26 protein-coding genes are annotated in these 25,779 nt (G+C 68.6%); 18 read left to right on the top strand and 8 right to left on the bottom strand.

Annotated elements, in window-relative coordinates; all coding sequences use genetic code 11:
* Positions 1 to 14: 14 nt before the first annotated feature.
* The 3 genes from EDD27_RS10300 (at position 15) to EDD27_RS10310 (ending at position 4,701) form a co-directional block, all read left to right on the top strand.
* On the top strand, positions 15 to 548 hold the full coding sequence (locus EDD27_RS10300) for an OsmC family protein (protein ID WP_127932195.1): 534 nt from the start codon (positions 15 to 17) through the stop codon (positions 546 to 548).
* A gap of 688 nt (positions 549 to 1,236) precedes the next feature.
* Positions 1,237 to 1,998, top strand: a complete 762-nt coding sequence (locus EDD27_RS10305) for an ABC transporter ATP-binding protein (protein WP_127932196.1) — start codon at positions 1,237 to 1,239, stop codon at positions 1,996 to 1,998.
* Positions 1,999 to 4,701, top strand: coding sequence for a fumarate reductase/succinate dehydrogenase flavoprotein subunit (locus EDD27_RS10310; protein WP_127932197.1), 2,703 nt, complete (start codon positions 1,999 to 2,001; stop codon positions 4,699 to 4,701).
* A gap of 226 nt (positions 4,702 to 4,927) precedes the next feature.
* Here the strand turns inward: EDD27_RS10310 and EDD27_RS10315 are convergent, their stop codons facing one another.
* Positions 4,928 to 5,554, bottom strand: coding sequence for an LUD domain-containing protein (locus tag EDD27_RS10315; protein WP_127932198.1), 627 nt, complete (start codon positions 5,552 to 5,554; stop codon positions 4,928 to 4,930).
* A gap of 115 nt (positions 5,555 to 5,669) precedes the next feature.
* Between EDD27_RS10315 and EDD27_RS57670 the strand changes: the two genes are divergently transcribed.
* Positions 5,670 to 6,101 (top strand): winged helix-turn-helix transcriptional regulator, encoded by a 432-nt coding sequence (locus EDD27_RS57670; RefSeq protein WP_127932199.1) that lies wholly within the window; start codon positions 5,670 to 5,672, stop codon positions 6,099 to 6,101.
* Between the two features lie 55 nt (positions 6,102 to 6,156).
* Positions 6,157 to 6,513: a GNAT family N-acetyltransferase gene (locus tag EDD27_RS10325; RefSeq protein WP_241563956.1), complete on the top strand. Its 357-nt coding sequence runs from the start codon at positions 6,157 to 6,159 to the stop codon at positions 6,511 to 6,513.
* A 45-nt stretch (positions 6,514 to 6,558) separates the two neighbouring features.
* Here EDD27_RS10325 and EDD27_RS10330 read toward each other — a convergent pair whose 3' ends face one another.
* The 4 genes from EDD27_RS10330 to EDD27_RS10345 all read right to left on the bottom strand — a co-directional run bounded on the left by EDD27_RS10330 (position 6,559) and on the right by EDD27_RS10345 (position 11,396).
* Positions 6,559 to 7,545: an LLM class flavin-dependent oxidoreductase gene (locus EDD27_RS10330; RefSeq protein WP_206641332.1), complete on the bottom strand. Its 987-nt coding sequence runs from the start codon at positions 7,543 to 7,545 to the stop codon at positions 6,559 to 6,561.
* Between the two features lie 134 nt (positions 7,546 to 7,679).
* Positions 7,680 to 8,519, bottom strand: coding sequence for a hypothetical protein (locus EDD27_RS10335; RefSeq protein WP_164903558.1), 840 nt, complete (start codon positions 8,517 to 8,519; stop codon positions 7,680 to 7,682).
* Positions 8,520 to 9,274: 755 nt separating this feature from the next.
* Complete coding sequence (locus EDD27_RS10340; RefSeq protein WP_127932202.1) at positions 9,275 to 10,219, bottom strand: ADP-ribosylglycohydrolase family protein; 945 nt, start codon at positions 10,217 to 10,219, stop codon at positions 9,275 to 9,277.
* A gap of 799 nt (positions 10,220 to 11,018) precedes the next feature.
* Positions 11,019 to 11,396, bottom strand: coding sequence for a hypothetical protein (locus EDD27_RS10345; protein WP_127932203.1), 378 nt, complete (start codon positions 11,394 to 11,396; stop codon positions 11,019 to 11,021).
* A 175-nt stretch (positions 11,397 to 11,571) separates the two neighbouring features.
* Between EDD27_RS10345 and EDD27_RS10350 the strand changes: the two genes are divergently transcribed.
* Entirely contained in the window at positions 11,572 to 12,738 is a 1,167-nt protein-coding gene (locus EDD27_RS10350) for an NsdA family TPR-like regulatory protein (protein ID WP_206641333.1), read from the top strand.
* Between the two features lie 15 nt (positions 12,739 to 12,753).
* Positions 12,754 to 13,122, top strand: a complete 369-nt coding sequence (locus tag EDD27_RS10355) for a DUF7674 family protein (protein ID WP_127932204.1) — start codon at positions 12,754 to 12,756, stop codon at positions 13,120 to 13,122.
* A 267-nt stretch (positions 13,123 to 13,389) separates the two neighbouring features.
* Here the strand turns inward: EDD27_RS10355 and EDD27_RS10360 are convergent, their stop codons facing one another.
* Complete coding sequence (locus tag EDD27_RS10360) at positions 13,390 to 13,908, bottom strand: tyrosine-type recombinase/integrase (RefSeq protein WP_206641334.1); 519 nt, start codon at positions 13,906 to 13,908, stop codon at positions 13,390 to 13,392.
* A gap of 646 nt (positions 13,909 to 14,554) precedes the next feature.
* On the opposite strand from EDD27_RS10360, the gene EDD27_RS10370 reads away from it, so the two are divergent.
* Genes EDD27_RS10370 through EDD27_RS10400 form a run of 7 tightly spaced genes read left to right on the top strand, consistent with a single transcriptional unit; the run spans position 14,555 to position 20,097 of the window.
* A complete protein-coding gene (locus tag EDD27_RS10370) occupies positions 14,555 to 15,316 on the top strand; it encodes a DeoR/GlpR family DNA-binding transcription regulator (RefSeq protein ID WP_127932205.1) in 762 nt (253 codons plus the stop codon).
* A 34-nt stretch (positions 15,317 to 15,350) separates the two neighbouring features.
* Positions 15,351 to 16,328 (top strand): 1-phosphofructokinase, encoded by a 978-nt coding sequence (pfkB, locus tag EDD27_RS10375; protein ID WP_127932206.1) that lies wholly within the window; start codon positions 15,351 to 15,353, stop codon positions 16,326 to 16,328.
* Positions 16,329 to 16,342: 14 nt separating this feature from the next.
* Positions 16,343 to 17,443, top strand: a complete 1,101-nt coding sequence (gene mtlA / locus EDD27_RS10380; protein ID WP_127932207.1) for a mannitol-specific PTS transporter subunit IIC — start codon at positions 16,343 to 16,345, stop codon at positions 17,441 to 17,443.
* Between the two features lie 3 nt (positions 17,444 to 17,446).
* A complete protein-coding gene (locus tag EDD27_RS10385; RefSeq protein WP_127932208.1) occupies positions 17,447 to 17,746 on the top strand; it encodes a PTS lactose transporter subunit IIB in 300 nt (99 codons plus the stop codon).
* On the top strand, positions 17,739 to 18,893 hold the full coding sequence (locus EDD27_RS10390) for a zinc-binding dehydrogenase (RefSeq protein ID WP_127932209.1): 1,155 nt from the start codon (positions 17,739 to 17,741) through the stop codon (positions 18,891 to 18,893). The genes EDD27_RS10385 and EDD27_RS10390 overlap by 8 nt, the downstream gene beginning before the upstream one ends.
* A gap of 12 nt (positions 18,894 to 18,905) precedes the next feature.
* Positions 18,906 to 19,190, top strand: a complete 285-nt coding sequence (locus tag EDD27_RS10395; RefSeq protein WP_127932210.1) for an HPr family phosphocarrier protein — start codon at positions 18,906 to 18,908, stop codon at positions 19,188 to 19,190.
* Complete coding sequence (locus EDD27_RS10400; protein WP_241563957.1) at positions 19,183 to 20,097, top strand: PEP-utilizing enzyme; 915 nt, start codon at positions 19,183 to 19,185, stop codon at positions 20,095 to 20,097. Before EDD27_RS10395 ends, EDD27_RS10400 begins: the two co-directional genes overlap by 8 nt.
* A gap of 6 nt (positions 20,098 to 20,103) precedes the next feature.
* Here EDD27_RS10400 and EDD27_RS10405 read toward each other — a convergent pair whose 3' ends face one another.
* Complete coding sequence (locus EDD27_RS10405; protein ID WP_127932211.1) at positions 20,104 to 21,408, bottom strand: IS256 family transposase; 1,305 nt, start codon at positions 21,406 to 21,408, stop codon at positions 20,104 to 20,106.
* A gap of 280 nt (positions 21,409 to 21,688) precedes the next feature.
* Between EDD27_RS10405 and EDD27_RS10410 the strand changes: the two genes are divergently transcribed.
* The 3 genes from EDD27_RS10410 (at position 21,689) to EDD27_RS10420 (ending at position 24,062) form a co-directional block, all read left to right on the top strand.
* A complete protein-coding gene (locus EDD27_RS10410) occupies positions 21,689 to 22,087 on the top strand; it encodes an ATP-binding protein (RefSeq protein WP_164903559.1) in 399 nt (132 codons plus the stop codon).
* A 487-nt stretch (positions 22,088 to 22,574) separates the two neighbouring features.
* Positions 22,575 to 23,507, top strand: a complete 933-nt coding sequence (locus EDD27_RS10415) for a hypothetical protein (protein WP_127932213.1) — start codon at positions 22,575 to 22,577, stop codon at positions 23,505 to 23,507.
* 63 nt (positions 23,508 to 23,570) lie between these two features.
* Positions 23,571 to 24,062, top strand: a complete 492-nt coding sequence (locus tag EDD27_RS10420; protein WP_127932214.1) for a hypothetical protein — start codon at positions 23,571 to 23,573, stop codon at positions 24,060 to 24,062.
* A 106-nt stretch (positions 24,063 to 24,168) separates the two neighbouring features.
* Here EDD27_RS10420 and EDD27_RS54075 read toward each other — a convergent pair whose 3' ends face one another.
* Positions 24,169 to 24,411, bottom strand: a complete 243-nt coding sequence (locus tag EDD27_RS54075) for a hypothetical protein (RefSeq protein ID WP_164903560.1) — start codon at positions 24,409 to 24,411, stop codon at positions 24,169 to 24,171.
* A gap of 219 nt (positions 24,412 to 24,630) precedes the next feature.
* On the opposite strand from EDD27_RS54075, the gene EDD27_RS10430 reads away from it, so the two are divergent.
* Positions 24,631 to 25,203: a hypothetical protein gene (locus EDD27_RS10430; RefSeq protein ID WP_127932216.1), complete on the top strand. Its 573-nt coding sequence runs from the start codon at positions 24,631 to 24,633 to the stop codon at positions 25,201 to 25,203.
* Positions 25,204 to 25,779 lie beyond the last annotated feature (576 nt).

Consider the following 25,779-nt stretch of genomic DNA (forward strand, 5'->3'; position numbering starts at 1 on the left):
CAGAAGAGAAGACCATGAGCACCCTTCGCGAGTACCTGTCACACAAGCGCACGGCCCTGCTGGCCCGCCGGGAGGCGCCCGCCGCCGGGCCGGTCCCGTTGCACGCCCATGTCACCGCCGAGGGCCGCAGCGGGATCCGGCGCATCAGGATCAGGGACTTCCAGCTCATCAGCGACAGCGGCCCCGACTTCGCCGGTTACGACCTCGGCCCTACCTCGCCCGAGTTGCAGGCCGGCGTGCTGGGCAGTTGCGTCACGCACATCTTTCTGATCAAGGCGGCCGAGCTGGCGGTGCCGATCGACGCGCTGGAGGTGGACGTGCGCGCCGAATACGACCCCAGAGCCCAGCAGCCGGGTGACGCCGACATTCCCGTGTACCCGCACAACTTCCGCTACAACGTGCTGATCGAATCGCCCGCCTCCGACAAGGAACTGGCGAACCTGCACGCCGAGGTCGAGCGGGTCTGCCCGATACTCAACCTGATCCGCAACCCACAGCCCGTCAGCGGAACGCTGGTTCGGACCCGATCGGGAGCACCGCTGGTCTGACGAGCGAGTGATCATCAGCCTCGGCGGCCTGGTCGATCCCTGGACGCGCCCACCACGCCTTGTCGCAGCTGCTCCTCCGCGCACGCGGCCTGCCAGGCAGGCCGCGCTCGGCCGCGAAGACCGGCTTGGATGCCGGACTCGGGGCTCACGAGATCATCGACACCTCCGCCTACCACGGCGACCGGGCGTAGAAGAAGATCCTGCGCCTGACCGGCGGGCGCAGCGCGGACGTTGTGCTGGACGCCGCCGGCGCATATCGGGCCTCAAGGAAGCGGTCTTCCCGCTGGAGCAGGCGACCCGGGCCCACCAGCGACCTGGAAAGTCGCGACAACAGAGGCAAGATCGTGCTCAGGGTGAGCCGTGACTGAGGACACGATCCCGGTCTGGCACCTCGGTCACGTGCACCCGGATTCGGACTGGGTAACGGCTGCGGCGAGGGCGGCTTGGTAGATGGTGCGGCGTGCCATTTCGCTGCCGCGAGGTGGCAGATCTTGTGGCGTCCGGAGACTAGCCGCTGCCCGCAGACGGTGAGTGCGTAGCGCAAGGTGGCGCAATCTTACTGTTATCCCACTTTACCTACTCAATTGCTAGGTTATTGCCTGTGTCCAGGTGGGGAGGTGGCTCACCTCGGCCGCCGTCGAGCTGATCGGGCGCCGGGTCACCCGCTGGCTGCCCAGGGGAGCGTGACATGACCACACTGGCACCACCCGAGCAGGCGCAGGCCGGGCTCGGGTTCACCCTGGAGAGGTTGTCCCTGGGCTACGGCGGCGACCTCGTCGTACGCGAGCTGGACCTGCGGATCGTGCCCGGCGAGGTGCTGGTCGTCGTGGGCGCCTCGGGCTCGGGCAAGTCGACGCTGCTGCGTGCCCTGGCGGGGCTGCTCCCGCCGGTCGGCGGCAGCGTCCGCGCCGGCGATGCCGAGATCACCGGCACCTCGGCCGAGCGTGCCATGGTCTTCCAGGACGACGGGCTGCTGCCCTGGCGCAACGTCCGGCGCAACATCGAGCTGGCCCTGCGCATCCGCAAGGTGGGCCGGCGCGAGCGCGCGGCCGCGGCGCAGGAGTGGATCGAGCGCGTCGGCCTCGCCGGGGCCGAGGACAAGCTGCCGCGCGAGCTGTCCGGCGGCATGCGTCAGCGCGTGCAACTCGCCCGCGCCCTGGTGGCCGCGCCCCGCGCGGTGCTGATGGACGAGCCGTTCGGCGCGCTCGACGCCCAGACCCGCGCCCAGATGCAGCGCGTCCTGCTGGACGTGCAGCGCGTCCTGCTGGACGTGCTGGGCGACACCCAGGCGACGGTCGTCTTCGTGACGCACGACGTGGACGAGGCGCTGCTGCTCGCCGACCGGATTGCGGTGATCGGCGGCCACGGCTTGCGCGCGGTGCTCGACGCACGCGGGACGGACGAGGACGCACGCACCCGGCTGCGCGACAGGATCGTGAAGGAGCTGTAGATGGAGATTCCCCCGATCGAGGACCGCCTGCACCTGGAGTGCGAGGTTCTGGTCGTCGGCGGCGGCACCGCGGGCACGATGGCCGCGATCACCGCGGCGGAGCGGGGCGCGCGCGTCCTGCTGCTGGAGAAGGCGCACGCCCGCCACAGCGGCGCCCTGGCCATGGGCATGGACGGCGTCAACAACGCGGTCATTCCCGGCAAGGCCACGCCCGAGGACTACGTCGCCGAGATCACCAGGGCCAACGACGGGATCGTCAACCAGAAGACGATCTACCAGACCGCCACCAGAGGCCATGACATGGTCCGGCGCCTGGAGCGCTACGGCGTCAAGTTCGAGAAGGACGAGTACGGCGAGTACGCCGTGCGTCGCGTCCACCGCTCGGGCAGCTACGTGTTGCCCATGCCCGAGGGCAAGGACGTCAAGAAGGTCCTCTACCGGGTTCTGCGGCGCCGCGACATCCGGGAGAAGGTCCGCATCGAGAACCGGGTCATGCCGGTGAGGGTGCTCACCTCCGGCGGCCGGGCGATCGGCGTGGCGGGCTTCGACACCAGGTCCGGACGGTTCGTCACGGTGAGCGCCGGCGCCGTCATCCTCGCGACCGGGGCGTGCGGCCGCCTCGGCCTGCCCGCCAGCGGCTACCTGTACGGCACCTACGAGAACCCGGCCAACGCCGGCGACGGCCACGCCATGGCCTACCACGCCGGCGCCGAGCTCAGCGGCATCGAATGCTTCCAGATCAACCCGCTGATCAAGGACTACAACGGCCCGGCCTGCGCGTACGTGGCCAACCCCTTCGGCGGCTACCAGGTCAACAACAAGGGGGAGCGGTTCGTCGACTCCGACTACTGGTCGGGCCAGATGATGGCCGAGGTCGCCGCCGAGATCGCCTCGGCCCGCGGCCCGATCTACCTCAAGCTGACCCACCTGCCGGAGGAGTCCGTCTCGGCGCTGGAGAACATTCTGCACACCACCGAGCGGCCCACCCGCGGCACCTTCCACGCCGGGCGCGGCCACGACTACCGCACCCACGACGTGGAGATGCACATCTCCGAGATCGGCCTGTGCGGCGGCCACTCGGCCTCCGGCGTGTGGGTGGACGAGAACGGGGCGACGACGGTGCCGGGCCTGTACGCGGCCGGCGACCTGGCCTGCGTGCCGCACAACTACATGATCGGCGCGTTCGTCTTCGGCGACCTGGCCGGCGCCCACGCCGCCGCTCACCTCGGCGTGCCCGGCGAGCTGCCCGAGGAGCAGATCGCCGACGCCCACGAGCTGATCTACCGCCCGCTGCGCAACCCCGACGGGCCGCCCCAGCAGCAGGTCGAGTACAAGCTGCGCCGCTTCGTCAACGACTACGTCACCCCGCCCAAGACGGCCGCCAAACTGGACATCGCGCTGGAGTCCTTCGAGCGGATGCGCGAGGAGATCGCGTCGATGGGCGCGCGCACCCCGCACGAGCTCATGCGCTGCGTGGAGGTCGACTTCATCAGGGACTGCGCCGAGATGGCGGCCCGCGCCTCGCTCACCCGTACGGAGAGTCGCTGGGGTCTGTACCACGAGCGGGCCGACCTGCCTGCCCGCGACGACGCCACCTGGCTGTTCCACCTGAACCTGCGCAAGCGCGGCGACGGAGCGATGGAGTTCGTCAAGCGCCCGGTGGATCCCTACGTGGTGCCCGTGCCCGAGTTCGCCCCGGCCGCCGCCGAACCGGTGCTCCTGGGCGCGCACACCGCCACCACCGTGCGGCGGGCCGCCGCCACACGTGCCGACCGGGCCGCGGTCGGCCGCTCGCCCCGCATCCTGGAGCTGAACCGGCTGGCCGAGGAGCAGCCCACCGCGGCACAGCTCACTCCCTACCTGTCCGACCCCGACCCCAAGGTCAGGCGGGCCGCCATCGCCACGCTCACCGAGGTCGTCCCCGAGGGCGCCGGCGCGGCGCTGGCCGCCGCGCTCGGCGACGCCCACGGCACGGTGCGGCGGGCCGCGGCCACCGCGCTGAAGGAACTGGTCGAGGTCCTGCCCGCCACCCCCGAACTCGGCGCGGCCCTGGCCGGTCGGCTCGGCGGAGAGGACGCCGTGGTCCGGGCGTGCGCGCTCGACGTCCTGCGCGCCCTTCGGCTCGGCGACCGGCAGACCTTCGCTGCCGGACTGGCCGACACCGACCGGCGGGTGCGCATCGAGGCGATCCGCGGGCTGGTGTCGCTGGACGAGGCCGACCTCGTGGCCGCGGCGGCCACTGACCCGTCGCGGGAGGTCCGGGTGTGGACGGCCAAAGGGCTGGGCCTCATCGGCAAGCCGTCCGCCGCGCTGGTGGCCCTTGCCGCCGATCCTGACCCGCTCGTGCGCGCCGCCGCGCTGGAAGCCTCGGGCGCGGCAGGCTCCCCGCTGGAGGCCCAGGCCGCGCAGGCGATCCACGAGCCCGACTGGCAGGTACGGGTCGGAGCGGTCCGCTGCTTGGCCGCCGCGGATGCGGACGTCGCATCGGCGCCGCTCGTCGGCGCGCTCACGGACGCCAACCTCGACGTACGCAAGGCAGCTGTGCTCGCACTGTCGCCCTGGGCGGACCGGCCCGAAGTGGCGGCCGCGCTGAGTGCCGCACTGTCGGACCCGGACGCCGACGTCCGCGCCCACGCCCGCAGTGCGATCGCCGGCGGGAGCGGATCCCGAGTTGCGGGAGCGTATCCAGAAGACCGACGTTGACGAATTGATCATCCCCGATGACCAGCGCCCCGTAGGGCACGCCCGGTACCTGGGCCAATTCGCGTTCGAGCGAATCCGCTACTGCGGCCAGGCCGAGCCGTACATCGCCCTGCACCGGGCCGGACCGCCGGCTCCGCCCTGCTCACGCGGCGGCCCGGCCCCATGACCGGCTGCTTCCTGTACTGGGTCTGCGCCGGTCATGGGCAGGGTGCTGCGTTCCTGAGGGCTAGAAACCGATCGGCTCGCGTACCAGCACCACCGTGGCCCTCTCCGGCAGGGCCTCCCTCTCCACGATGAGGATCTTGCCGATGAACGACGACTGGCCGAACTCCTGGAGGCGGAGGTGCTCGCGCGGCAGGCTGTACGAGCGGATCCGCCGCAGGGCCGTCTCCAGGTCCGGCACCACCTTCTGGGCGCCCACCACCCAGATGACCTTGCGGGCCCCCGAGGCGTACGGCGCGAGCTGGCTGCCGCTCGCCGAGGCGACGACCAGGTGGCCGTCCTCCGTCACCGCGTGCACACTGCCGACGACGACCTCCGGTGCGGCTCCCAGCCGGATGACGGCCTGCACGTCGTCGCCAAGGTCGCCGGTCTGGGCCCGTACGGAGGCGAACGTCCCGGAGTCGTCGATGTCGGCGGCGATGCCGGACAGCCGGAGCGTCTCGCTGGAGGCGGTGAAGACGCTCTCGTCGCGGGGGAGCAGGCCGGAGACGAGACCGCGGGCCTCGGAGACGGTGTCCACGACATGCACCAGGTAGCCGTTCCCGCGCAGCGCGGCCGTCGCGCGGTCCAGCTGTGCCGGCGCCGCGGCGGTGGCGAACGTCTCATCGGGCACGACAGTTTGCACGGACATGTTGATTCCTCGAAGTCAAAGGCGGTTCTGACTGGTAACTACGGCCATTGTGCGTAAGGCTGAATCCCTATCGGAAGAAGGCACTTTTTCTTGCCTCGGTGAGGTGGAGAGAACCATGCACGTCAAGGGATCCCTCGACGGCGCGGGAGCCGTCCAGTCCACCCCGTCTGCCGCGTTGCAGGCGCGCGACGAGCTGACCTGCCAGGTCCGCGACATCCTGAACCGCGTCGGGGACAAGTGGTCGTTGTCGGTGGTCAACGAGCTCGGGCACGGCTCACGGCGCTTCAACGAGCTCAAACGCGCTGTCCCGGGGATCAGTCAGCGCATGCTGACCGTCACGCTGCGCGTTCTCGAACGTGACGGGCTCGTCTCCCGCAGCGTGTATCCGGAGGTGCCGCCGCGCGTCGAATACACGTTGACCCCGCTTGGCAGCACCTTGCTGGAGCGGGTCTGGGGGCTGATCGACTGGGTGCTGGAGCACCACGATGACATCGATGAGGCCCGCGGGCGACACGACGCCGGGCGGGCGCCCGCGTCCGGCCCGTAGGCTGAGCCGGCAGCGGCCCCATAGGTGCGGATGAAACCCGAAGCCGGGCCCTTTCTTGCCGCGTACCGTCGAACTCGGCGTCTACCTCGGCATCCGGCACCGCGGCGTGCTGGTGGCGATGGCCGGCGAACGCCTGCACCCGCCGGGCTGGACAGAGATCAGCGCCGTGTGCACAGATCCCGCGCATCGAGGCCGGGGACTGGCGACCAGGCTGGTGCTCGCCGTCGCCGCGGGCATTCGGAGCCGGGACGAGACGCCGTTCCTGCACGCGTCGGCCGCCAACGTCGGCGCGATCCGTCTGTATGAGCTGCTCGGATTCCGCCTGCGCCGGACCACGGACTTCCGCACTGTACGGGTTCCGGCGCGGGACCCGTCCACCGATACGCCGGTGACGGCCAGGGAAGCCGCATGACGCGGTTGAGCCGGGCGGTTCACCACACCAGGTGCAGGCCGGTGCTCATTCGCGCAGCAGCGGCAGGAGCCGCTCGCCCTGGCGCTTGATCTCCGGCAGGTAGGGGGTGTCGGAGAGCACGAAGTGGGTGATGCCGAGGGCCTGGTATTTGCGCAGCGACTTCGCCACGTCCTCGGCCGAGCCGACCAGCCAGGTGGTGCCCGCGCCACCGCCGCCGAACTTGCCGGGGGTGGTGTAAGGGTTGTCGTCGAGCACCTCGCCGCGTGCTGCCAGGTCGAGCAGCCGTTGCTGACCGACGGCGGTGAACCGGTTCGGGTCGCGCGAGATGCCGCCGTTCGCCATCTGCGCGACTTTGGCCTCGGCGTCGGCCCAGGCCTGTTCGGTGGTGTCGCGTACCAGCGTGGTGATGCGCAGCCCGAACTCCAGGGGAGGGTGCTCGCGTCCGAGCTTCTCGCTGAGGTGCTTGAGCCGCTCGATCCGTGCGCCGACGTCGTCGAGTGGTTCGCCCCAGAAGAGCTGGACGTCGGCCTCGGTGGCGGCCACCTTCTCGGCGGCTGCGGAGGCGCCGCCGAAGTAGAGCGGGGGGTGCGTGCGTTCGCCGCGGACGACCGTGCGCGGCGCCACGGTGGAGCCGGTGACGCTGAAGTGTTCGCCGTGGTAGGTGACGTTCTCCTCGGTCCACAGCTTGCGCACGATCTGGAGGAACTCCTTCGTACGGGCGTAGCGGTGGGCCTGGTCGCCTTCGCTGTCGCCGTACGCGGCCAGGTTGTCCTTGCCCGACACGATGTTGATCAGCACGCGGCCCCCGGTGAGATGGTCGAGAGTCGCTGCGGCGGAGGCGAACTTGGCCGGATGCCAGTAGCCGGGCCGGACGGCGATCAGCGGCTGGAACGTCGTGGTCCGCGCGGCCAGTGAGGTGGCGACCGTGAAGGTGTCGGGCCGTCCCCAGCCGGTTGCTTCGGTACTCCAGGCGCGAGATTGACTTCGCTTTCTTCGCCGGCGCGCTGTGTCAGCGCTGATCGGCTGTCGCACCAGTCCGCATGTGAGCGCCCGCAGTTCCTCCGTGCGGGCACCGATCAGCAGCGGTTCTCCGCTTCACTACGGATTAGAGGGTTAGGGTTCGCATCCTCTCGGGTGTGCGCATGCCGAAGCTCCGCTTCCAGATGTCACCTGGAAGCAGAACTACGTTGTTCGTTCTGGGGGGTGGGGGCGCGGAAGAGGAGGGCCAGGCTTGCCAAATGCAGGAGGAGAATGACGATGCCTGTGGTTGATACCGCGGGCTGGTTCCACCAGGGTGTTTCGATCTCCGTGGCCACGTAATTGTGGAACCCGCTTGTGTCGCTGTAATGCAGGGCGGACTCCAGCAAGGCTGCTGTGTAGGGCAATCCGAGGATCCCCGCGATCAAGCCGGCCCATGCCCGTGCGCGCCCGTGGCTGAGCAGCAGGATCAGGCCGCCCACCACGACAGCGATGGCCGGGATCGCAAGGTACTTGACGTGGACCTGCATGTCGAGGAGAAAGGCGCTGGGGAGGAGGTCTGGTTCGTCGCGCTCGTCGATCAGACCGGCCAGGCAGCCGGCATAGTTCACTGCGGCGTAGATCAGGAGCAAGGCCGGGGTGAGCAACATCAGCACGGTTGCCTGGCGGGACGGGCTCGCCCACAGGGGTGGGGATTCCTGCTCGACGGGTTGCTTCTGATGCCTGGTCAACCATGACACTCCGTGGCTGCTGGTCAGCAGGACGAGGCCCTGTACTTGTGCGACTGTGCCGACGACGAGCAGGGCGCCGCGGAGGGGGGCGTACCAACCGGGCTGACTCAGATCGATGACGTGCGTCAGTTCCCTGCCGTCGCTCACGATGAAGAAGGAGGACGGCTGCTTGAGGAATATCCAGAGCATGGCCACGTAGATGGCGGTCAGTCCGGCGGCCACCGCGAGGAGGAGCGTGGGCCGGCGTGTGCCACGCCATACATTCCATGTGGTCACGCCGAACGCGACGGTGGCCACCGCGGTGAGTATTCCCAGCCCGAGTAGCTGGTCACGGATGTCCGTGCTGGACTGGCTTGCCGCGGAGTGCCACATCGCTGCCGAGATCTCCCGCGGGTCCTGGTAGTACGGCAGGGTGAGTGAGCTCTGCGCGTGGGCGAGCAGCGTGATCAGTGCCATCACGGTTCCGGTCGGGGCCGGGGAAAGGATCAAGGCGATCGCGATTTTGATCCTTCGTGGGGTAGCCTCCATGTGATCTTCGACGTGACTGGCTCACCCGGCGTTCCTCTCGTAGTAATGGATCGCCACCAATTCCACCAACCCTTCAGCGGGCATGCGAGGCAAGGCGCTGAGTTCTCGCAGCGCGTTCAACCACGCCCTGGCCTCTGCCGTACGGCACACAGGTACAGCAACGCCCCCTCGCACAGGCTCCTCACTCCGCACCCCTTCACACGCCTGACCAGCGCGGCGACCCTTCGGCCACTGCTCTGCCGTTGACTCGTCATGAAGTGATCTGGCTGCGGCCGTGACGATCGCATTTCGGTTCTCGCCGACCGGGGCTGGGGCGATCGACGGCAAGTCCCTCCTACGTCGAGCCTTGCCACCGGGTGGCCAGGTTGAGGTTGACAGCAGTGCTGACAGCAACCTCCCTACACGCCGACGCATCCGCGCCACCGTTCACACGCGCTTGTTTACGGCCTCGATCAGCCGAGCAGGGTGATTGTTCCGTCTGAAGAGCGGGAGGTCATAGCATTCTGGCCGGGCAGGCTCCGTCGTCAGCCTGAATTTGTACGCTTCACGAGATCACGAGCAAGGTCGAGCAGGTGGGGCAGACGCAGGATTCGGCCGCCGCTTCCGGGGAACGGAACGTGTAACGGCTCGGTCCAGTCGGTGGGAATCGCTGCCGGTCCGTACACGGCTCCGGCCAGGCCGCCGGTGACCGCGGCGACGGTGTCGGTGTCGCCGCCCAGGTCGATCGCGGCGCGGATCGCCTCCTCATAGCCGCAGGTGGTGCGCAGAGCCCAGACGGCTGAGCCGAGGCAGGGCCAGACGGCGCCGTTGAACTCGGTGGCCTGGTCGGGATGCCAGCCGGGCGCGAGGACGGTGGCGTAGCGCTCACGATGGTGGGGATGGACAGCGGCGAGGGTCTGGGAGAGGTGGTCCAAGGGGTCCGCACCGTCCAAGGCGACGCGTATCAGGTCGTGAAAGATCGCGCTGCCTTCCCATGCCGCCGGGTCGCCGTGGGTGAGGGCGGCGATGTTGCGAGCGGCGTCCATGGTGGCCTGCCGCCCGTCGCGGGCGAAGTACACCGCTGACGGGGTGGCCCGCATGAGCGCGCCATTGCCTGCGGCGCGGTGGCTGCTGCGGTAGTGGGCGGCGGCGGCCTGATCCCAGGGCAGCCCGCGGGACAGTACGTCCTCGGTCTGCAGCCCGATGTCTTTGGGCTCGTCGGCCGCCCACCGCTGGAAGCGGGCGAAGATGTCCGGCAGGTCCAGACCGCCGCACTCCAGCAGCGACTCGGCTACATGAACGGCCATCTGCGTATCGTCGGTGGCCTCCCCGGCGTCCCAGCCGCCGCCTCCGCTCATCTCGCCGCCGGCACCTGGTACGGGAAAGCGGGAGGAGAACGCGCCTGCCGGGCCGAACTCGAAGGGAGCGCCCAGCGCGTCGCCCACAGCCGAGCCGACGACCGCGCCAACGGCACGCTGCACAAGATTCACATCCACAGGCTACTTAGCTTGGCGGTGTCGGCCTGCTGGGCGCTTCGCGATGGTCTGATCGCACACGAGCTGAACCAGGGAGTCGGCGGACGCCGGGATGCTTCTTGCACAGCGTCTCAGGGCGCAGCGATTGCCACGTCTGAAAAGCGGACAGTCATTCTCGACGTGAGTGCTGGTTACTCCGTTCTGGTCATAGCGCATTCGAGGTGGGATCAGGTCGTTATCGGGGTCGAGGAGGGGCGTCTATGGGACGCACCAGTCCGCTGGCGGGAGTCGACGGCGAGGAGATTTGATGGCTTCCTCTCCGCACATCCGAGACCACGGGGAGAACAAGCGCGCGCTCGTCGGCTTGCCTATGAAGGCTGCGCTGCCAAGCGGACACAGGCCGGGCATGCCCGAGTCGCCCTGGGCGAGAACGGCATCGACCAGTCGCAGATCGGCAGTGGATGGACTGGCTTCCCGCAGAGGCTCGTCCTGCTGCCAGCTTGTACGGCATGCTGCACGGCGTTCCGTTTGAGGCTGGATAGTCCCAGTCGGTAGCCGTCTTCGAGGTTCACTGGCCCGGCGTCCACCGTGTACACCAGCAGGTCATCCCAGTGGATGGGCCATCGTCGTGCTCCGCCGAGCAGTTCGCTTGGCTCGCCGTCGAGTTCCACGAGTGCCAGCGTGCCATTGCGCAGGATGCTCACCACCTTGCCGCGTTGTCCAATGAGCCAAGAGGCGAAAGCCCGTGTCCTGGCCGGACTATGGAGTATGTCCACGATCTTGACGCGGCCGCCGGTGGTGCTGCCAGCCGTTGTCATGGGAGGTTTCCTGCTGGTGAAGCGCTGGTGGCGGATGCCATGTCGCTGATCGTCGGGGAGAGCGGGTGGTTGGCGCGGAGATCGGCGTACCGGAAGGCGACGCGACGGGCGGCTCGTCCAGGTTCGATGGCCGGATGCCAGGCGTAGACAGCGCGTTTGCGCTCGGGGTCCCAGCCGGTACGCCACCAGAAGCGGTAGCCGTCGCACCACACCACCAGCCTCACCCAGACCGACACCAACGCGAGCCCGTAACCGTCGTGTACGTCTGCGGCGATGCCCTCCTGCGCGAGAGCCTGTCGCAGCGACTCGGCGTGAAGCCGTTGCGTGGTGTCCTCTGCTGGATCGGTGCGCGTCGAAACTTGTGAAGGATTCATCACGTCAAGCAAAGCGGTCCCGCTCTTGCCGGGCACGATGACAATAGGAGACAGCCGAGGACACTCCGTATCCGCGAATATCCGGAGGTGAACGATGGGCACCCAAGGAACACCGCCCCCGTGGGCCGTACGGCTCCGGGTCCAGCGCAAGGCCGAGGTCGGCACCGTCGCGGACATGGCCAGACGGCTCAAGGGAGTGGCGGACGGTCCGCTGCCCACCGTGGGAGATCTGACACGGATGATCCGAGGGTGGGAGCGAGGCGACCACTACCCCAGCGAGCGCTACCGCCTCCTGTACGCTCGCGCGCTGAACGCGACAGAGGCCGACCTGTTCGACCTGGATGAGCGACCCAGTGTTCCTGTTCCCGCGTTGCCTCTGGAGAGCGTCGCCCCTGACCTGGATCTCTATGAGCGCATTACCCGTACGCTCCAAGATCCTCGCCGCGTTGACCAGGGCACCGTGGACTGGCTTGCCACCTGCCTGGCCGAACATCGCAAGGTCGAGGACACCATCGGCTCGCGCCCCCTCTTGGGCATCGTTCGGCAGCAACTCGGCATCGTGGTCGAGCTGGCGCAGAGTGCGCGAGGCGGCATCGCCGACACCGTGGTGGATCTGGCCGCGCAGTACGCCCAGTTCGTTGCGTGGATGTCACTCGACATCGACGACCAGGCCGCCGCTCTTGCCTGGTATGACCGCGCCCACGACTGGGCGCTGGAGATCGGCGACGTCAATATGGCCACCACCACGCTCAGCATGAAGGCCCACCAGGCGTGGAGCGCGGGCAACGCCCGCAGAACCGTCCGACTGGCCGAAGCCGCGCGCTGGCACGACGGACGGGTGACTCCCGGTGTGCGCGGCATGGCCACCCAGATGGCCGCGCGAGGGCACGCGCTGGCAGGGGAGGCCCGTCCGGCCCGCACGCTGCTGGACGAGGCCGAAGCCCTCATCCGTCGAGCCGCCGAGCACGCCGACGACGAACCGGCGTGGATGTACTTCTACGACGAGACGTGGTTCCGACTCCAGCGCGGCATGACGGAACTGCATCTTTCGAACTGGCCCAAGGCCGCCGACTTGCTGACGGCCGGGCTGGCGAGCCTGCCTGCCTCCTACAAGCGCGACCGCGCGTGGTACGGATCATGCCTGGCCAAGGCACACGCCCAGGCCGGAGACGTGGAGACGGCCCTACAAGTCAGTCTGCCCATCGTCGCCGATGCCATTACGCTGAACCGCCACGCCCACAAGGAACTGATCGATGTCGCAGCCCTATTGACTCGACACCCGTCGCGTCAGGCCGCCGCTTTGCTGGATGCTCTTGCTGACGCCAGCCGTACGGATAACTGAGATTGGATTGCTGGGTTGCTGACGTATGAGCACATCGCTGATCGTCTTGTACAGGAGGTACCCGAGTTCAGCTCGGTGCTGCATGGGCATATCACGGACTACCACGAAGTCCTGCCGCACGTCTTGTTCGGAGATCTCACCGGGTTCGTGCTTCACGCCCACCAGCAAGGCGATGAAGAATTGGTCAGGCGCTGCCTGACATTCCTGGCACTAGCCATGAAATCCGCCGATGCCCGCGTGTGCGAGCTCGTCGCCGTATCGTTCGTGGAGAACGTGGGGCCCTGGGATCCGGCGACTGCGGACTTCATCGCCTCCTGGCCGGATGCATTGCGGGATGAGGCAAGCGACCAAGGCTGGCGGAACTATGATCAAGACCCTGGGTGACTAACTGAGTGACAACGACAACGGATCGCACCGTACCCCAGTGGATGAGAGCGGACTGATAGCCCAGGTCAGGGCGGGAATCGGCCATGATCCCGCCCCTCCGTGATGTGCCTGGGGGTCAAGGGGTCGCAGGTTCAAATCCTGTCGTCCCGACGGTGGAACGAGGCCGGTCGCCTTGGGTGAAAGCCCAGGTGGACCGGCCTTTCTGTCTCTTTGGACGATCATGCTGATCATCTAGACCGCCTTCAGTTCGGGACCAGTTTGGGATCAGCCCGTGGTGAGGTGGGCGCTCAGGGCGGTGCTCGCCGCCACGAGGGAGTCGTGGTCCGGGTGGAGATAACCCTGGGTGGTGGTCAGGGAACCGTGGCCGGCGATCTCCCGAAGGACGTGAATCGGGACCCCGGCGTCCGCCATCCAGGTGAGCCCGGTGTGGCGAAGATCGTGCCGACGGAGGTGCTCGTAGCCGAGCTTCGCCACGACCTCGTCCCAGTGCGTCGCGTCCCGCAGGACCGCCGTGGTGATGCGGCCGCCCCTCGGGCCGGTGAACGGCCGGGCGTCGGGGTCGTCGCCCGCGGCGTTCAGACGCCGCAGCACCAGTTCTCGTACCTCGGCGATGATCGGGACCTTCCTGGCCCGCTTGCCCTTGGTCCCCTTGTCTACGAGACCGCCAGGGCTCGGCGTCGTCTGTCTGCGTACCGTCCACGTCCATGTGCCGGTGTCGATGTCCCTGACACGGACTCCCGAGACCTCGCCGATGCGTGCCGCCGTACAGGCGGCGAAGATCACGACTTCTCCCCGGCCTGCGTAGCAATTCATGGAACGTTCCACAAGCGGCAAGTCGCTCCAGCGCCGCCCAGTTGGGCAAGGCGAGCGCCCGAGGGTCGTCCAGTTCGTCCTCGGCCTTCTTGTATTCGCTCTGCCAACCGGTGACCTTGGCCGGACCCTCCCCAGCAGAACATCTATAAACACAGCTGAAACCAAGTCGAAACGGTGGTACTCAACATCACACTGCCGGCCGAGCGCCAGCAGGAGATCCCATGCAGAGCCCGTACGGCAAGTCGCGTCGACGTGGTGACGCTGGCCGAGGAGCTCGACGTGACGATCGAGACGATGCCGCGACTGACGGTCCTGCGAGGCATCCGACGGGGGTGGGACTGCCCCATGAAGGCGGTCACGCCGTTAACTTCACGACTGCGTTCACGCAGGTGGATGGGGTAAAGGGAGGCTTGCCGTGAGGTGCATCAGCCTGGGCCTGCTACTTGTCGAACGCCACCCAGGCGGCCGTGGTGCCGCTCGGCGGCATGGGCGCCCCAAAGCTTGGTCCGCATTCCACCAAACCAGCCAGTTCCGGAGGCATACCCTCTATTGGCTTCCAACAGAAACATGTATAAACACAGCTGAAACCAAATCGAAACGGTGGTAAATCAACATCATGTATGCCGAGGAGCGCCAGCAGGAGATCCTGCGCAGAGCCCGTACGGCAGGCCGCGTCGACGTGGTGACGCTGGCCGAGGAGCTCGACGTGACGACCGAGACGATCCGCCGCGACCTGACCGCGCTGGAGCGGGCGGGGGTGCTGCGCCGGGTGCACGGGGGCGCGATCCCGGTGGAGCTGCTGGGCTTCGAACCGGCGCTGGCCACCCGTGACGAGGTCATGATCACGGAGAAGGAGCGCATCGCCAAGGCCGCCCTGGCGGAGTTGCCCGAGGACGGTTCCGTGATCATCGACGCGGGGACCACTACGGCCCGGCTGGTGCAAATCCTGCCCGCCGACCGGGAGCTCACGGTCGTGGTCAACTCGCCTCCGCTGGCCACCGCGCTGGCCTCGCGCGCCAACCTGCACGTCATCATGCTCGGCGGCAGGGTGCGCGGACTCACCATGGCCACGGTCGACGATTGGGCCCTGCAGCCGCTGGCTCACCTGCATGTGGACGTGGCGTTCATGGCGACCAACGGCTGCTCGGTGGCCAAAGGGCTGACCACGCCGGACCCGGCCGAGGCGGCGATCAAGCGCGCGATGATGAAGGCCACCGAGCGCAGTGTGCTGCTGGCCGACCACACCAAGTTCAACCGCACCTACCTGGCCGGGTTCGCCTCACTGGCGGAGATCGATGTAGTGATCACCGACACCGGCCTGGACGTCGCGCTCGCCGCCGAGCTGTCGGCGGCCGGCCCGGAGGTGGTGCGGGCATGACACGGCCTCCCCTGTCCCGCCCTGGGCGGCGATCGTGATTCTCACGCTGACCCTCAACCCCAGCCTGGACCGGACGATCGAGATCGCCTCGCTCGGCAGGGGCGCCGTGATCAGGGCCGCGGCTGCCCGCCTCGACCCGGGCGGCAAGGGCGTGAACGTCTCCCGCGCCCTGCTGGCCAACCGGATCGCCTCGCGTGCGGTGGTGCCGTTCGGCGGGGACGAGGGCAGGCATCTGGTGCATCTACTCTTCCTCGAGGGCCTCGACATGGTGACCGTGCCGGTGACGGGCGCCACCCGCTCCAACGTCACGCTCGCGGAGCCGGACGGGACCGTCACCAAGATCAACGAGCCGGGCACCGCGCTGTTGCCCGCCGAGCTGGACACTGTCGCCGTGGCGGTGCTGGCCGCCGCGCACTCGGCCGACTGGGTGGTCGCCTCGGGGAGCCTGCCCCCAGGGGTCCCGGCCGACGTCTACGCCCGGCTGTGCCGCAGGTTCGCCGGGGCGGGAATCAACGTCGCCGTCGACACCAGCGGTCCCGCCCTGTCGTACGCGCTCGCCGCGGGCCCCGCGCTCGTCAAGCCGAACCAGGACGAGCTGGCCGCCGCCACCGGCATGCCGCTCGGCTGCGTCGGTGACGTGGTCGAGGCAGCCAAGAAGCTGCGGGCGGCGGGCGCGCGGGCCGTCCTGGCCAGCCTCGGCGCCGACGGCGCCGTCCTCGTCGAACAGGACAGCGTCTGGTACGGCGAAGCCACGGTGACCGAGCCACGCAGCTCGGTCGGCGCGGGCGACGCCATGCTGGCCGGGTTCCTGGCGGCCGGAGCTCGGGGCGTACCAGCCCTGCTCGAGGCGCTGGCCTGGGGCGCCGCCGCCGTGTCGCTGACCGGCAGCCGCATGCCCGGCCCGGCGCACATCCGTCGCGAGGGCGTCACGATCGGCCCGCCCGATCTGGCCCGACGGCTACGGGCCCCCACCGACCCACCCCCGCCGCCATCCCACTCCGACCTCGTCTAGAAGGAGGAGGTCCCATGGCCGACACTTACACACCTCCGGTCACCGGAACCGGCGTCAAGGCCACCATCCAGCGCATCGGCGGCCACCTGGCCGGAATGATCATGCCGAACATCGGCGCGTTCATCGCCTGGGGCCTGATCACGGCGCTGTTCATCCCGACTGGCTGGCTGCCGAACGAGGACCTCGCGAAGATGGTCGGCCCGATCATCTCGACCCTGCTGCCGGTCCTCATCGCCTATACCGGCGGCCGGATGGTGCACGGGCAGCGCGGGGCCGTCGTCGGCGCGGTGGCGGTGATGGGCGTCGTGGTGGGCACCGAGGCCCCGATGTTCCTCGGCGCCATGATCATCGGCCCGCTCACCGCCTTGATCCTGAAATATGTGGACAAGTTCACCGAGGCGCGGACCAAGGCCGGTTTCGAGATGCTGGTGGACAACTTCTCCGCCGGCATCGTGGGCGGCGCGATGGCGATCGTCGGATTCCTCGGCATCGGGCCCATCGTGCAGGCGGTCACCACGGCCGCGGGCAACGCCGTCGAGTGGCTGATCACCAACAACCTGCTGCCCGTGGCGTCCGTGCTCATCGAGCCGGCCAAGGTGCTGTTCCTCAACAACGCCATCAACCACGGCGTGCTCAGCCCGCTCGGCGTCGCCCAGGCGGCCGAGCAGGGCAAGTCGATCCTGTTCATGCTGGAGTCGAACCCGGGCCCCGGTCTCGGGCTGCTGCTGGCGTACATGCTGTTCGGGCCGCGCGAGCTGCGGCCGAGCACACCCCCCGCGATGATCATCCACTTCTTCGGCGGCATCCACGAGATCTACTTCCCGTACGTGCTCATGAAGCCGCGCCTCATCGCCGCCGTCATCGCGGGCGGCGCGGCCGGGGTGTTCACGTTCATGATCACCGGGGCGGGCCTGGTCGCCACCCCGTCGCCCGGCAGCATCTTCGCCTACATCGCGGTCACCCCGAAGGGCGGCTGGCTGGGCTCCAGCCTCGGCATCCTCGTGGCCACAGCCGTGTCCTTCGCCGTCGCCGCCGTCCTGCTCGGCTTCGGCAGGGGCGAGAAGGCCGCCGATGAGGAAGTTTCCAGCACCGAACCCGCCACCAAGGAGGCGTAAGCCATGGACGCCAAGGACATCCGCAAGATCATCGTCGCCTGCGACGCCGGGATGGGCAGCAGCGTGATGCTCGCCTCCCAGCTGCGCAAGCAGCTCAAGGACAGCGGCGTCACCGTGGAGCACACCCCGGTCAACTCCATCCCGGACGACGCCGACGTGGTGCTCTGCCACGCCGGGCTGGCCGCCCGCGCCAGGGCCTCCGCTCCGGGGAAGGTGCTGGTGCCGTTCCAGATCTTCCTCGGGGACCCGGCGGTGACCAGGCTGGTGAACACCATCAAGAACGGCGGCACCGTCGATGCGTGACGACCTGCTCGACCCGCGGGCGGTGCGGCTGCACGAGAGCGCTCCCGACCGCGACGCGGCCATCCGCCTCTGCGGCCGGGTGCTGGTCGAGGTGGGGGCGGTCACCGAGCCGTACGTCGAGGCGATGCTCGAACGGGAGCGGTCGATCTCCACCTACGTCGGCGAGGGCGTCGCCATCCCGCACGGGACCGCCGCCTCCAAGGAGGACATCGAGCGGGACGCCATCTGCGTCGTACGCAACTGCTCGACCTGCGGCACGGACGCCAAGATCTACAAGTTCGGGCACCACCACATCAGGCCCCCGCGGGTGATGGGCCACGAGATCGCCGGCGAGGTCGTGGACACGGGCGCACGGGTACAGGTGATCGCCGCGATCCCGTGCGGGACGTGCGGCGAGTGCCTGCGCGGCCGGCAGACGGTCTGCCCGAACCAGGAGTCGATGGGCTACCACTACGACGGCGGCTTCGCCGAGTACATGATCGTCCCGGCGAAGGTGCTGGCCGTTGACGGCGTCAACGCCATCCCTTCCGGCGTCGGGTACGCCGAGGCGTCCGTCGCCGAGCCCCTGGCCTGCGTGCTGAACGGGCAGGAGCTGGCGGGCGTCGGCGCGGGCGACGACGTGGTGGTGATGGGCGCGGGCCCGATCGGCTGCCTGCACGTACGCCTCGCGCGGGCGCGCGGCGCCGCCCGGGTGTTCCTCGTGGACGTCAACGCGCAGCGCCTGGCGATGGCCGCCGAGCTGGTACGCCCGGACGCCGCCATCGACGCCGACCCCGTCGAGCAGGTGCTGAAGCTGACCGGCGGGCGAGGCGCCGACGTGGTGATCACGGCGGCGGCGTCGGGGGCGGCGCAGGAGCAGGCGGTGCGGATGGCGGCCCGGCAGGGCCGGGTCAGCTTCTTCGGCGGCCTGCCCAAGGACGACCCGATCATCGCGCTGGACTCCAACCTGGTGCACTATCGGGAGCTGACGGTCATCGGCGCGAACGGCTCCAGCCCCGCCCACAACGCCTCGGCGCTGCGGCTGGTGGCGGAGGGGGCCGTCGTGGTGTCCGACCTGATCACTCACCGGCTGCCACTGTCCCAGGTCCTCGACGGGATCGACCTCGTCAGCAGGGGCGCGGCCATCAAGGTCACGATCGAGCCCTGAGGAGGTTTTTCAATGATGGACAGAACAGCGATCGTGGCCTCGAGCAGCGGGCTGCACGCCCGGCCGGCAAAGATCTTCGTGCAGGCGGCGGCGCGACAGGACGTGGCGGTGCGGATCCGGGTGGGCCAGGGCAAGGCGGTCCCCGCCAACAGCATGCTTGGTGTGCTGTCGCTTGGCGCGACCCACGGCACTGAGGTGACCCTGGAGGCCGAAGGCCCAGGTGCGCAAGAGGCGCTCGACGCGCTGATCGACCTGCTCTCCCGCGACCTGGACGCCGACGAGGTGCCCAGTGGCTGACAGCCTGCCGGGCATGTCCGGGCTGGGCGTGAGCCCTGGCCGTACGGCGGGACCGGTGGTGCGGATGGCCGGGCCGCCCGTGCTGCCCCCTCCCCGGCCGGCGCCCGACACCGACATGGAGGTCGCCGCGGTGTCGAACGCGCTCGACGCAGTGGTGGCCGAGTTGAGGCGGCGGGCTCACGACGCCCGTGACGGCGACGCCGCCGAGATCCTCGACGCGCGGAGCCTGCCGATGCCCGGTGTACCCGCGCCCGGCTACCCGTATGTGCTGCTGGCCGAGGATCTCTCTCCGGCCGACACCGCGGGGCTGGGCGGGCAGGTGCTGGCACTGGTCACCGAGAAAGGCGGCCCGACCAGCCACACCGCGATCCTGGCGCGCGGCCGCGGGCTGCCCGCCGTGGTGGCCTGCCCGGGCGTCCTCGACCTTCCGGACGGCACCGTCGTCTCGGTGGACGGGACGACGGGTGAGATCGGCATCGGCCTCACGCCGGAGGCGGCCGAGCAGGTCCGGGCGCGTGCCCGGGAGGAACGGGCCCGGCTGGCGGCGAGCGCCGGCCCTGGCCAGACGGCAGGTCAACCGGCTCACCTCCGGCGGTTCACACGCCGCCCCGCCCAACATCGGTCTCGCCGCGACCGCGGATCTTTTCGAGCAGGCGATAGCTCTTGCCGGCAAAGCGGTGGAGCGGTGATGACCGAGACCGAGACCTTCCGCCTGCTGGCCTGGACCTGGGATGTGTCCGCCGCCAAAAGGTACGCGGCCAACCGCGCCCCGAACGGGCAGTTGCTGCCACGTAACTGGACGGCCCTGCTCGCCTTGATGGTGATCGATGAGGACCATGCCGAGACGGTGAACCTGGTTGAGCCATTGATCGGGGTCTGTCCAGTGATCGGTGTATCTCGATCTTGACTTGATCTATCGGGTGGTCGGGGTCAGGCGGCCTTCGAAGGTGATGGCGAAGGCGTTCAGAGCGGCCTTCCAGCGGGTGATCCAGCGTTTGCGGCCCTTGCCGGTCGGGTCCAGGCTCATGATCGCCATGTAGACGCACTTGAGCGCGGCCTGCTCGTTCGGGAAGTGGCCGCGGGCCTTGACCGCCCTCCTGATACGGGCGTTGACCGACTCGATGGCGTTGGTCGAGCAGATCACCCGGCGGATCTCGGTGTCGAAGTTGAGGAAGGGCACGAACTCGGCCCAGGCGTCCTCCCACAACTTCACGATCGCCGGATACTTACCGCCCCAGACCTCGGCGAACTCATAGAACCGCTCGAGCGCCGCCGCCTCGGTCGGCGCGGTGTAGACCGGCTTGAGCGCCTTGGCGATGGCGTCCCAGTGCTGGCGGGCGGCATACCGGAACGAGGCACGCAGCAGGTGAACGACGCACGTTTGGACGACGGCCTGCGGCCAGACGGTCTCGATGGCCTGCGGCAGCCCCTTGAGCCCGTCGCAGACCACCATCAGCGCATCAGCGACGCCACGGTTCTTAATCTCGGTCAGCACGTGCAGCCAGAACTTGGCGCCCTCGCCGCCGTCGCCGGCCCACAAGCCGAGGATGTCGCGCTCGCCATCGACGGTGACCGCCATCGCCACGTAGACCGGCCGGTTGGCCACCTGGCCGTCCCGCAGCTTCACATGGATGGCATCGATGAAGATCACCGGGTAGACGGCGTCGAGCGGCCGGTTCTGCCACTCGGCCATGCCGTCCAGCACCTTGTCGGTGATGGTGGAGATGGTCTGCTTAGAGACTTCGGCGCCGTAGACCTCGGCCAGGTGCGCGGAGATCTCGCCGGTGGTCAGGCCCTTGGCGGCCAGCGAGATGACCATCTCATCGACGCCGGACAGGCGCCGCTGCCGCTTACGCACGATCTTCGGCTCGAAGCTGCCGTCCCGATCCCGCGGGACGGTGATCTCCACCGGGCCGACGTCGGTGATGACGGTCTTGGACCGGGTCCCGTTGCGCGAGTTGCCTGTCTCGCTGCCAGCGCGCTCGTGCTTGTCGTAGCCGAGATGGTCGGTGATCTCGCCTTCGAGAGCGGACTCCAGCACCAGCTTGGTCAGCCGGCCCAGCAGCCCGTTCTCACCGACCAGCTCCACCCCTTCGGCTCGCGCCTGGTCGACCAGCCTGGCCACCAGCTCCCGATCCGTCGAGCTCTCCGACTTCTTACGCGCCACCGCGGCGTCCTCCAGGTCGATCTCCGTCGATGCCTGGATCACAGTACTCATCAGGTGCGTTCTCCTTGATCAGGAGTTACACCGAAGACCGTACAGTCCCATTGATCGCCGTCCCTGCTTCGCCCTGCGGCGAGCCGTTGGTGATCGATGGCTGGCATCGGATCCACCAGGCCCTCGCCACAGGGGTCGAGCGGCTTCCGATGATCGTACTGAGTGCGGAGGAGGAGTACGCCTGCCGGATCCATGGAGGGGAGAAGGGTTACGTCTAGCAGAGACGAAAGCCAGCGGGTTTGAGATGACCCGCAGTCTGATCACGCGATGGGAGTGCGTGATGACCGATACCACTTGCTGCCAAGCGGCGATGTCGCTGCCTGGTCTTCTCGAAAGCGTGGGCGAGGCCCGCGCATGGGCGCTGACGGTGCTGCCCGCCGGCTGCCCCCGTGCCGACGATGTGGCCCTGGTGGTGTCGGAGCTGGCTACCAACGCCGTGTTGCACAGCGCGTCCAGAGCCCCAGGCGGGACGTTCCAGCTCCTGGTCGACGTGGAGGCCGATGCGATCGCGGTGGCGGTGGTCGATGCCGGGCCGGCGCCGGTCACCGTCTGCCGCCCGGCTGGTGAGGGCGGGCTCGGCCTGGTCCTGGTCATCGAACTGGCGGACGCCTACGAGGTCACCACGGCGGTCAACGCCCGCAGGACCTGGTGCCGTCTGGAATGGGAGGCCGGCGGATGAGCCAGGTCACCGAGAACCCGTCCGCCTGTTGATCCGGGGGTCTCAGTAGCAATGGAGCAGAATCCATGAACCTGCCCCTGGCCAGGGGTTATTTGAGTTTGGAGAACGCCTGACGATCTCTGCTACTACGGTTCGAGCTGGTTTCGGTGCGGTCGTGGAGTGTTGGTGGGGTTGGCGGTCCAGTTCTTCTCCGACGAGCAGATGGAGCGGCTGCGGTCGTATTCGGACATCGGCAGGGAGGAGTTGAGCAGGTCTTCACGTTGACGCGGAAGGATCTGGGGTTCATCGACAACTTGAGTCGGGGCGGGGGCAGGGTTCGGCGGGGGCGCTTGGGCTTGGCGGTGCAGCTGTGCACGTTGCTGTGACTGGGGGTCGTACCGGATGCCATCTGGTCGGTGCCGCAGGCGGCAGTGCAGCGGCTGGCGGTGTCTCCGGGGTGCTGGTGCAGTACGGGGGCGCAGACCCGTAGTGATCATTTGAAGCTGGTGTGCTGAAGTACTTGGACTGGAAACCGGTTTCGACCAAGGGGGAGAGGCTGAAGAAGCTGGAGCAGTTCCTTCTTGACCAAGCGATGGAGCACGATACGCCGTCGCTGCTGTTCCACCAGGCGGCGTCACGGTTCGGCACCGCCACGCTGACGGTCACCGGCGGTCCGGCCACGCCGTCATCCCCGAAGCCGCAGCGCACCGCGACGACCACGATCACGCTGACGCAGGCCCGCGTGGGCGCCTGGCGCGCACACCCGAAGGCAAACGACGTACGCATTGATGTTTCCGGCTTGGACGAGCGCGTCTTCCAGCTCACTGTCACGCACGAGTTCCGGCTGCCCGACGACGACCCGGACGTGGCCGCGTTGCGCGCGGGCGCCGCCGGCTATTCGCTCACCCCGTTCGTTGAAGACAGGGTGGGCAATGTCGGGATGAACCCGGAAAGCGGCGCTGTCCTGTACCCCGCGTTCACGACCCCGACAACCACGGTGGAACGCGGCTCCGGCCTGGCTATCGTCACTTTCACCGGCATCGGGTACGGCAAGTACGAGACCGACGACTATGTCGCCATCGACTTCTCGCCAGCCTCCGGCGAAGGCGTGTTGCCCTTCTCCGCTCACGAGATCGTCATCACCGCCGAAGGCTGGACGGTCGCGGGTGTGACCGGGCCGCCGCCCCTGACCCAGGATCGGCATTACTTACGGCTGGACGGCTACCGCTCGATGAGGGCGGCCTTTGTCAGAAACGGCCACACTGCGTCGGTGGCGGGCTACCTCGCCCGCGACGACGAGATCGGCCAGCGGGCGGAAGTGGGCAGAGAGGGGGAACAGGAGGAGGAGTTGCGCCGCTCCGACTTCGACTTCCGGGGAAGGGCCGCTGCCGCGGTCGAACCGATGGTCTACCTGGGAGTCTCGCTGGCGATCGTCTACTGATTCGCTCGCGCGCTCGGCGGCTGCTGGTGGCGCCGCCCGCGCAACTGGCTCCTGATCGCCGCGTTGGTGGCCCTGTTCCTTGCGCAGAATTTCCTGAACGACTGGGGCTTCTGGACCGCTCTTGGCGTGTTGGCGGGTGTGCTCCCCGTCCTGTCGCTGTTTTCCGCTGCGCGCGCGGTGCCCGGCAAAAGCCCGCTCGTTACCGGTTCGGTGGCGGCGGCGGTGGTGGGCGTGACGCTGTCGGTCTGGGGACTGGTGATGCTCTCCGGGCAGGCGGCGGACGCCTGGTGGCTGTCCGGCGCGGCGGGGCTCGCGGCCGTGGTCGCCGCGGTGCCCCGGTGGCGCCGGGCGCTGCCCGTCGTGCCATTTCTCGCGATGGGCTGCGGCGTGCTGCTGGGGGTATGGGCGGGGCAGTCCGGCGTCGCTCCCGGCATCGCCGTATGGCTGGCGGTGCTGTCCGTGGCCGGGACCACGTTGGCCTCGGATGGGGTGTCGAGGCGAGCCGCAGTTGGTCGCCGAAGGTGGGACCCTGGTGGGTCGGGGCTGTACTGGTGACCTCAGGCGTCCTGATCTATACGGCATTTCCAGAACAGTGGTACGAGGGAGAATGGGTCTGGCACGGGTACGTCGGCCCTGTAAACAGCATCGTTGTCACCCTGACCTACGCCGTGGCGCTGCTGGTCTCCGCGATGCTCGTCGTCCGCGCCCGGCGGATCGGCCGGACCGCCGCCGCCTTGACGGCGACGACGGCCTGGCACACGGCCGTGTTCTTTGTTCTGACGCTGCGTGGGCTGCTCAGCGGCCCCTCCTCCTTCGGCCAGGCGATGGCGCTTGTTGCGTGGCCTGCCGTCGCCTGGCTGCTGTCTGGGACGGCCCGCCCGTGCAGGTGTCCGAGGCGGAGCACCGTCTGCTTGTCCGGGACATGATCAGGCGGCGTGCCGTCCGCGCTGCATTGACGAACCTGCTGCGGCAGCCGCCGTAGGCGTCCCTGTCCGACTTTGACAAGCAGCGGACGTCGCTGGAGCGCGCGGCCGACGAGAGCGCCGGCCCCGTCGACTCCGATCTCGCGCTCACCCCCCTGGCCGGGCGAACGCCCTGGCAGAACGGGCTGGCCTCCCTGGTGGTGGGGGCGCTGCTGTCGTTGCCGTTCTCGGCGGTACGGGTCGTCGAGTCGGTCGAGACCGGGCAAGGAGAGGGCCGGCAGCTCCTGGCGGGAGCGCTGACGGTGCTGTCCCTGCCCGCGCTCTGCATGGTCTTCGGCTACTTCTATCCCCGCGTGCGTGGCACCACTCCGATCGTGAAGAGCCTGGCCTTCCTGGCCGCCGCCGTCTTCATCCAACTGCCCGGAATTGTCGGGACGCTCGTCGTCTCCATGACGGCGGATCCGAATCTGGCCGATACAACGCCACCCACGCCGAAGGAGGCGCTGGCCGCTGTGCTGGTGGCGGTGGGAAACATCGCGGTCGTCAGCATCGGGCTGGGCCTGTGGTGGGAGTGGCGCCTCATGGCGCTGGCCGGAGAGCCATGGGCGCGTCTCAGGGACATCCGTACGCTACGGGCCCTCGCCGCACCACTGGCCGCCGTCGCCATCGCCGTGGCGACGACCGCCACGACCGTGTTGGTGAACAATGTCATCGCGCCCTTGCCGACCGTCCAGGCCCCCGCCCCGAACGCAGAGAACACCCCACGTCCCTAGGAGCGCGAACCATGGCCCACGCCAACGCCTCACGAGAGCCGAAAGTAAGTATCCATAGGTCATGCTGAGGGCTCGCCAGCGCCCCCTGACGGGGCACTCAGGTGCTGTTCGAGCTGGTGCGTCCGCAGGCAGAGCTAGAGCCAGATAACGCCTCGAGATCTTCCGAGCCACCGACCTGTGATGGGTCGATATCCGCTCGGACCGCTGGTAACAGTGCTGTATTCGAAGCGCGATGTATTCTCCCGATCGTCCCTACCGGTAAGAACAAGGGCGGCGTGTACGGGGGCGGTTGACGAGCATGCGAACGAAAAGTCGCGCTAGTGAGCTGGACGGGAGCGGCTTGGCGTGACATTCCGTTCCGGCTCGGTCTGGACGATGCCGACGTCCTGGTGTTCAGCTTTCCCGGCGGATCCTCACCGCGAAGACCCCTCGGTTCGCATCGAATGCGGCATCCTCCCGACCGTCCAGTGTGGGCAAGCCAGTGTGATCGGGTGCCGATTCCGAGGCCCGAAGGTGGCAAACCCAAGGACATCGAGGTCAAGCAATACGAGGCGACCGACGGCGGTCCGCTCTTCT

It is taken from the genome of Nonomuraea polychroma, assembly GCF_004011505.1.
Lineage (GTDB): Bacteria > Actinomycetota > Actinomycetes > Streptosporangiales > Streptosporangiaceae > Nonomuraea > Nonomuraea polychroma.

Coding starts and splice junctions, on each gene's coding strand:
- EDD27_RS10300 (WP_127932195.1), top strand. CDS start 15: ATGAGCACCCTTCGCGAGTACCTGTCACACAAGCGCACGGCCCTGCTG.
- EDD27_RS10305 (WP_127932196.1), top strand. CDS start 1,237: ATGACCACACTGGCACCACCCGAGCAGGCGCAGGCCGGGCTCGGGTTC.
- EDD27_RS10310 (WP_127932197.1), top strand. CDS start 1,999: ATGGAGATTCCCCCGATCGAGGACCGCCTGCACCTGGAGTGCGAGGTT.
- EDD27_RS10315 (WP_127932198.1), bottom strand. CDS start 5,554: ATGTCCGTGCAAACTGTCGTGCCCGATGAGACGTTCGCCACCGCCGCG.
- EDD27_RS57670 (WP_127932199.1), top strand. CDS start 5,670: ATGCACGTCAAGGGATCCCTCGACGGCGCGGGAGCCGTCCAGTCCACC.
- EDD27_RS10345 (WP_127932203.1), bottom strand. CDS start 11,396: ATGAATCCTTCACAAGTTTCGACGCGCACCGATCCAGCAGAGGACACC.
- EDD27_RS10350 (WP_206641333.1), top strand. CDS start 11,572: ATGGCCAGACGGCTCAAGGGAGTGGCGGACGGTCCGCTGCCCACCGTG.
- EDD27_RS10370 (WP_127932205.1), top strand. CDS start 14,555: ATGTATGCCGAGGAGCGCCAGCAGGAGATCCTGCGCAGAGCCCGTACG.
- mtlA (WP_127932207.1), top strand. CDS start 16,343: ATGGCCGACACTTACACACCTCCGGTCACCGGAACCGGCGTCAAGGCC.
- EDD27_RS10385 (WP_127932208.1), top strand. CDS start 17,447: ATGGACGCCAAGGACATCCGCAAGATCATCGTCGCCTGCGACGCCGGG.
- EDD27_RS10390 (WP_127932209.1), top strand. CDS start 17,739: ATGCGTGACGACCTGCTCGACCCGCGGGCGGTGCGGCTGCACGAGAGC.
- EDD27_RS10395 (WP_127932210.1), top strand. CDS start 18,906: ATGATGGACAGAACAGCGATCGTGGCCTCGAGCAGCGGGCTGCACGCC.
- EDD27_RS10405 (WP_127932211.1), bottom strand. CDS start 21,408: ATGAGTACTGTGATCCAGGCATCGACGGAGATCGACCTGGAGGACGCC.
- EDD27_RS10410 (WP_164903559.1), top strand. CDS start 21,689: ATGACCGATACCACTTGCTGCCAAGCGGCGATGTCGCTGCCTGGTCTT.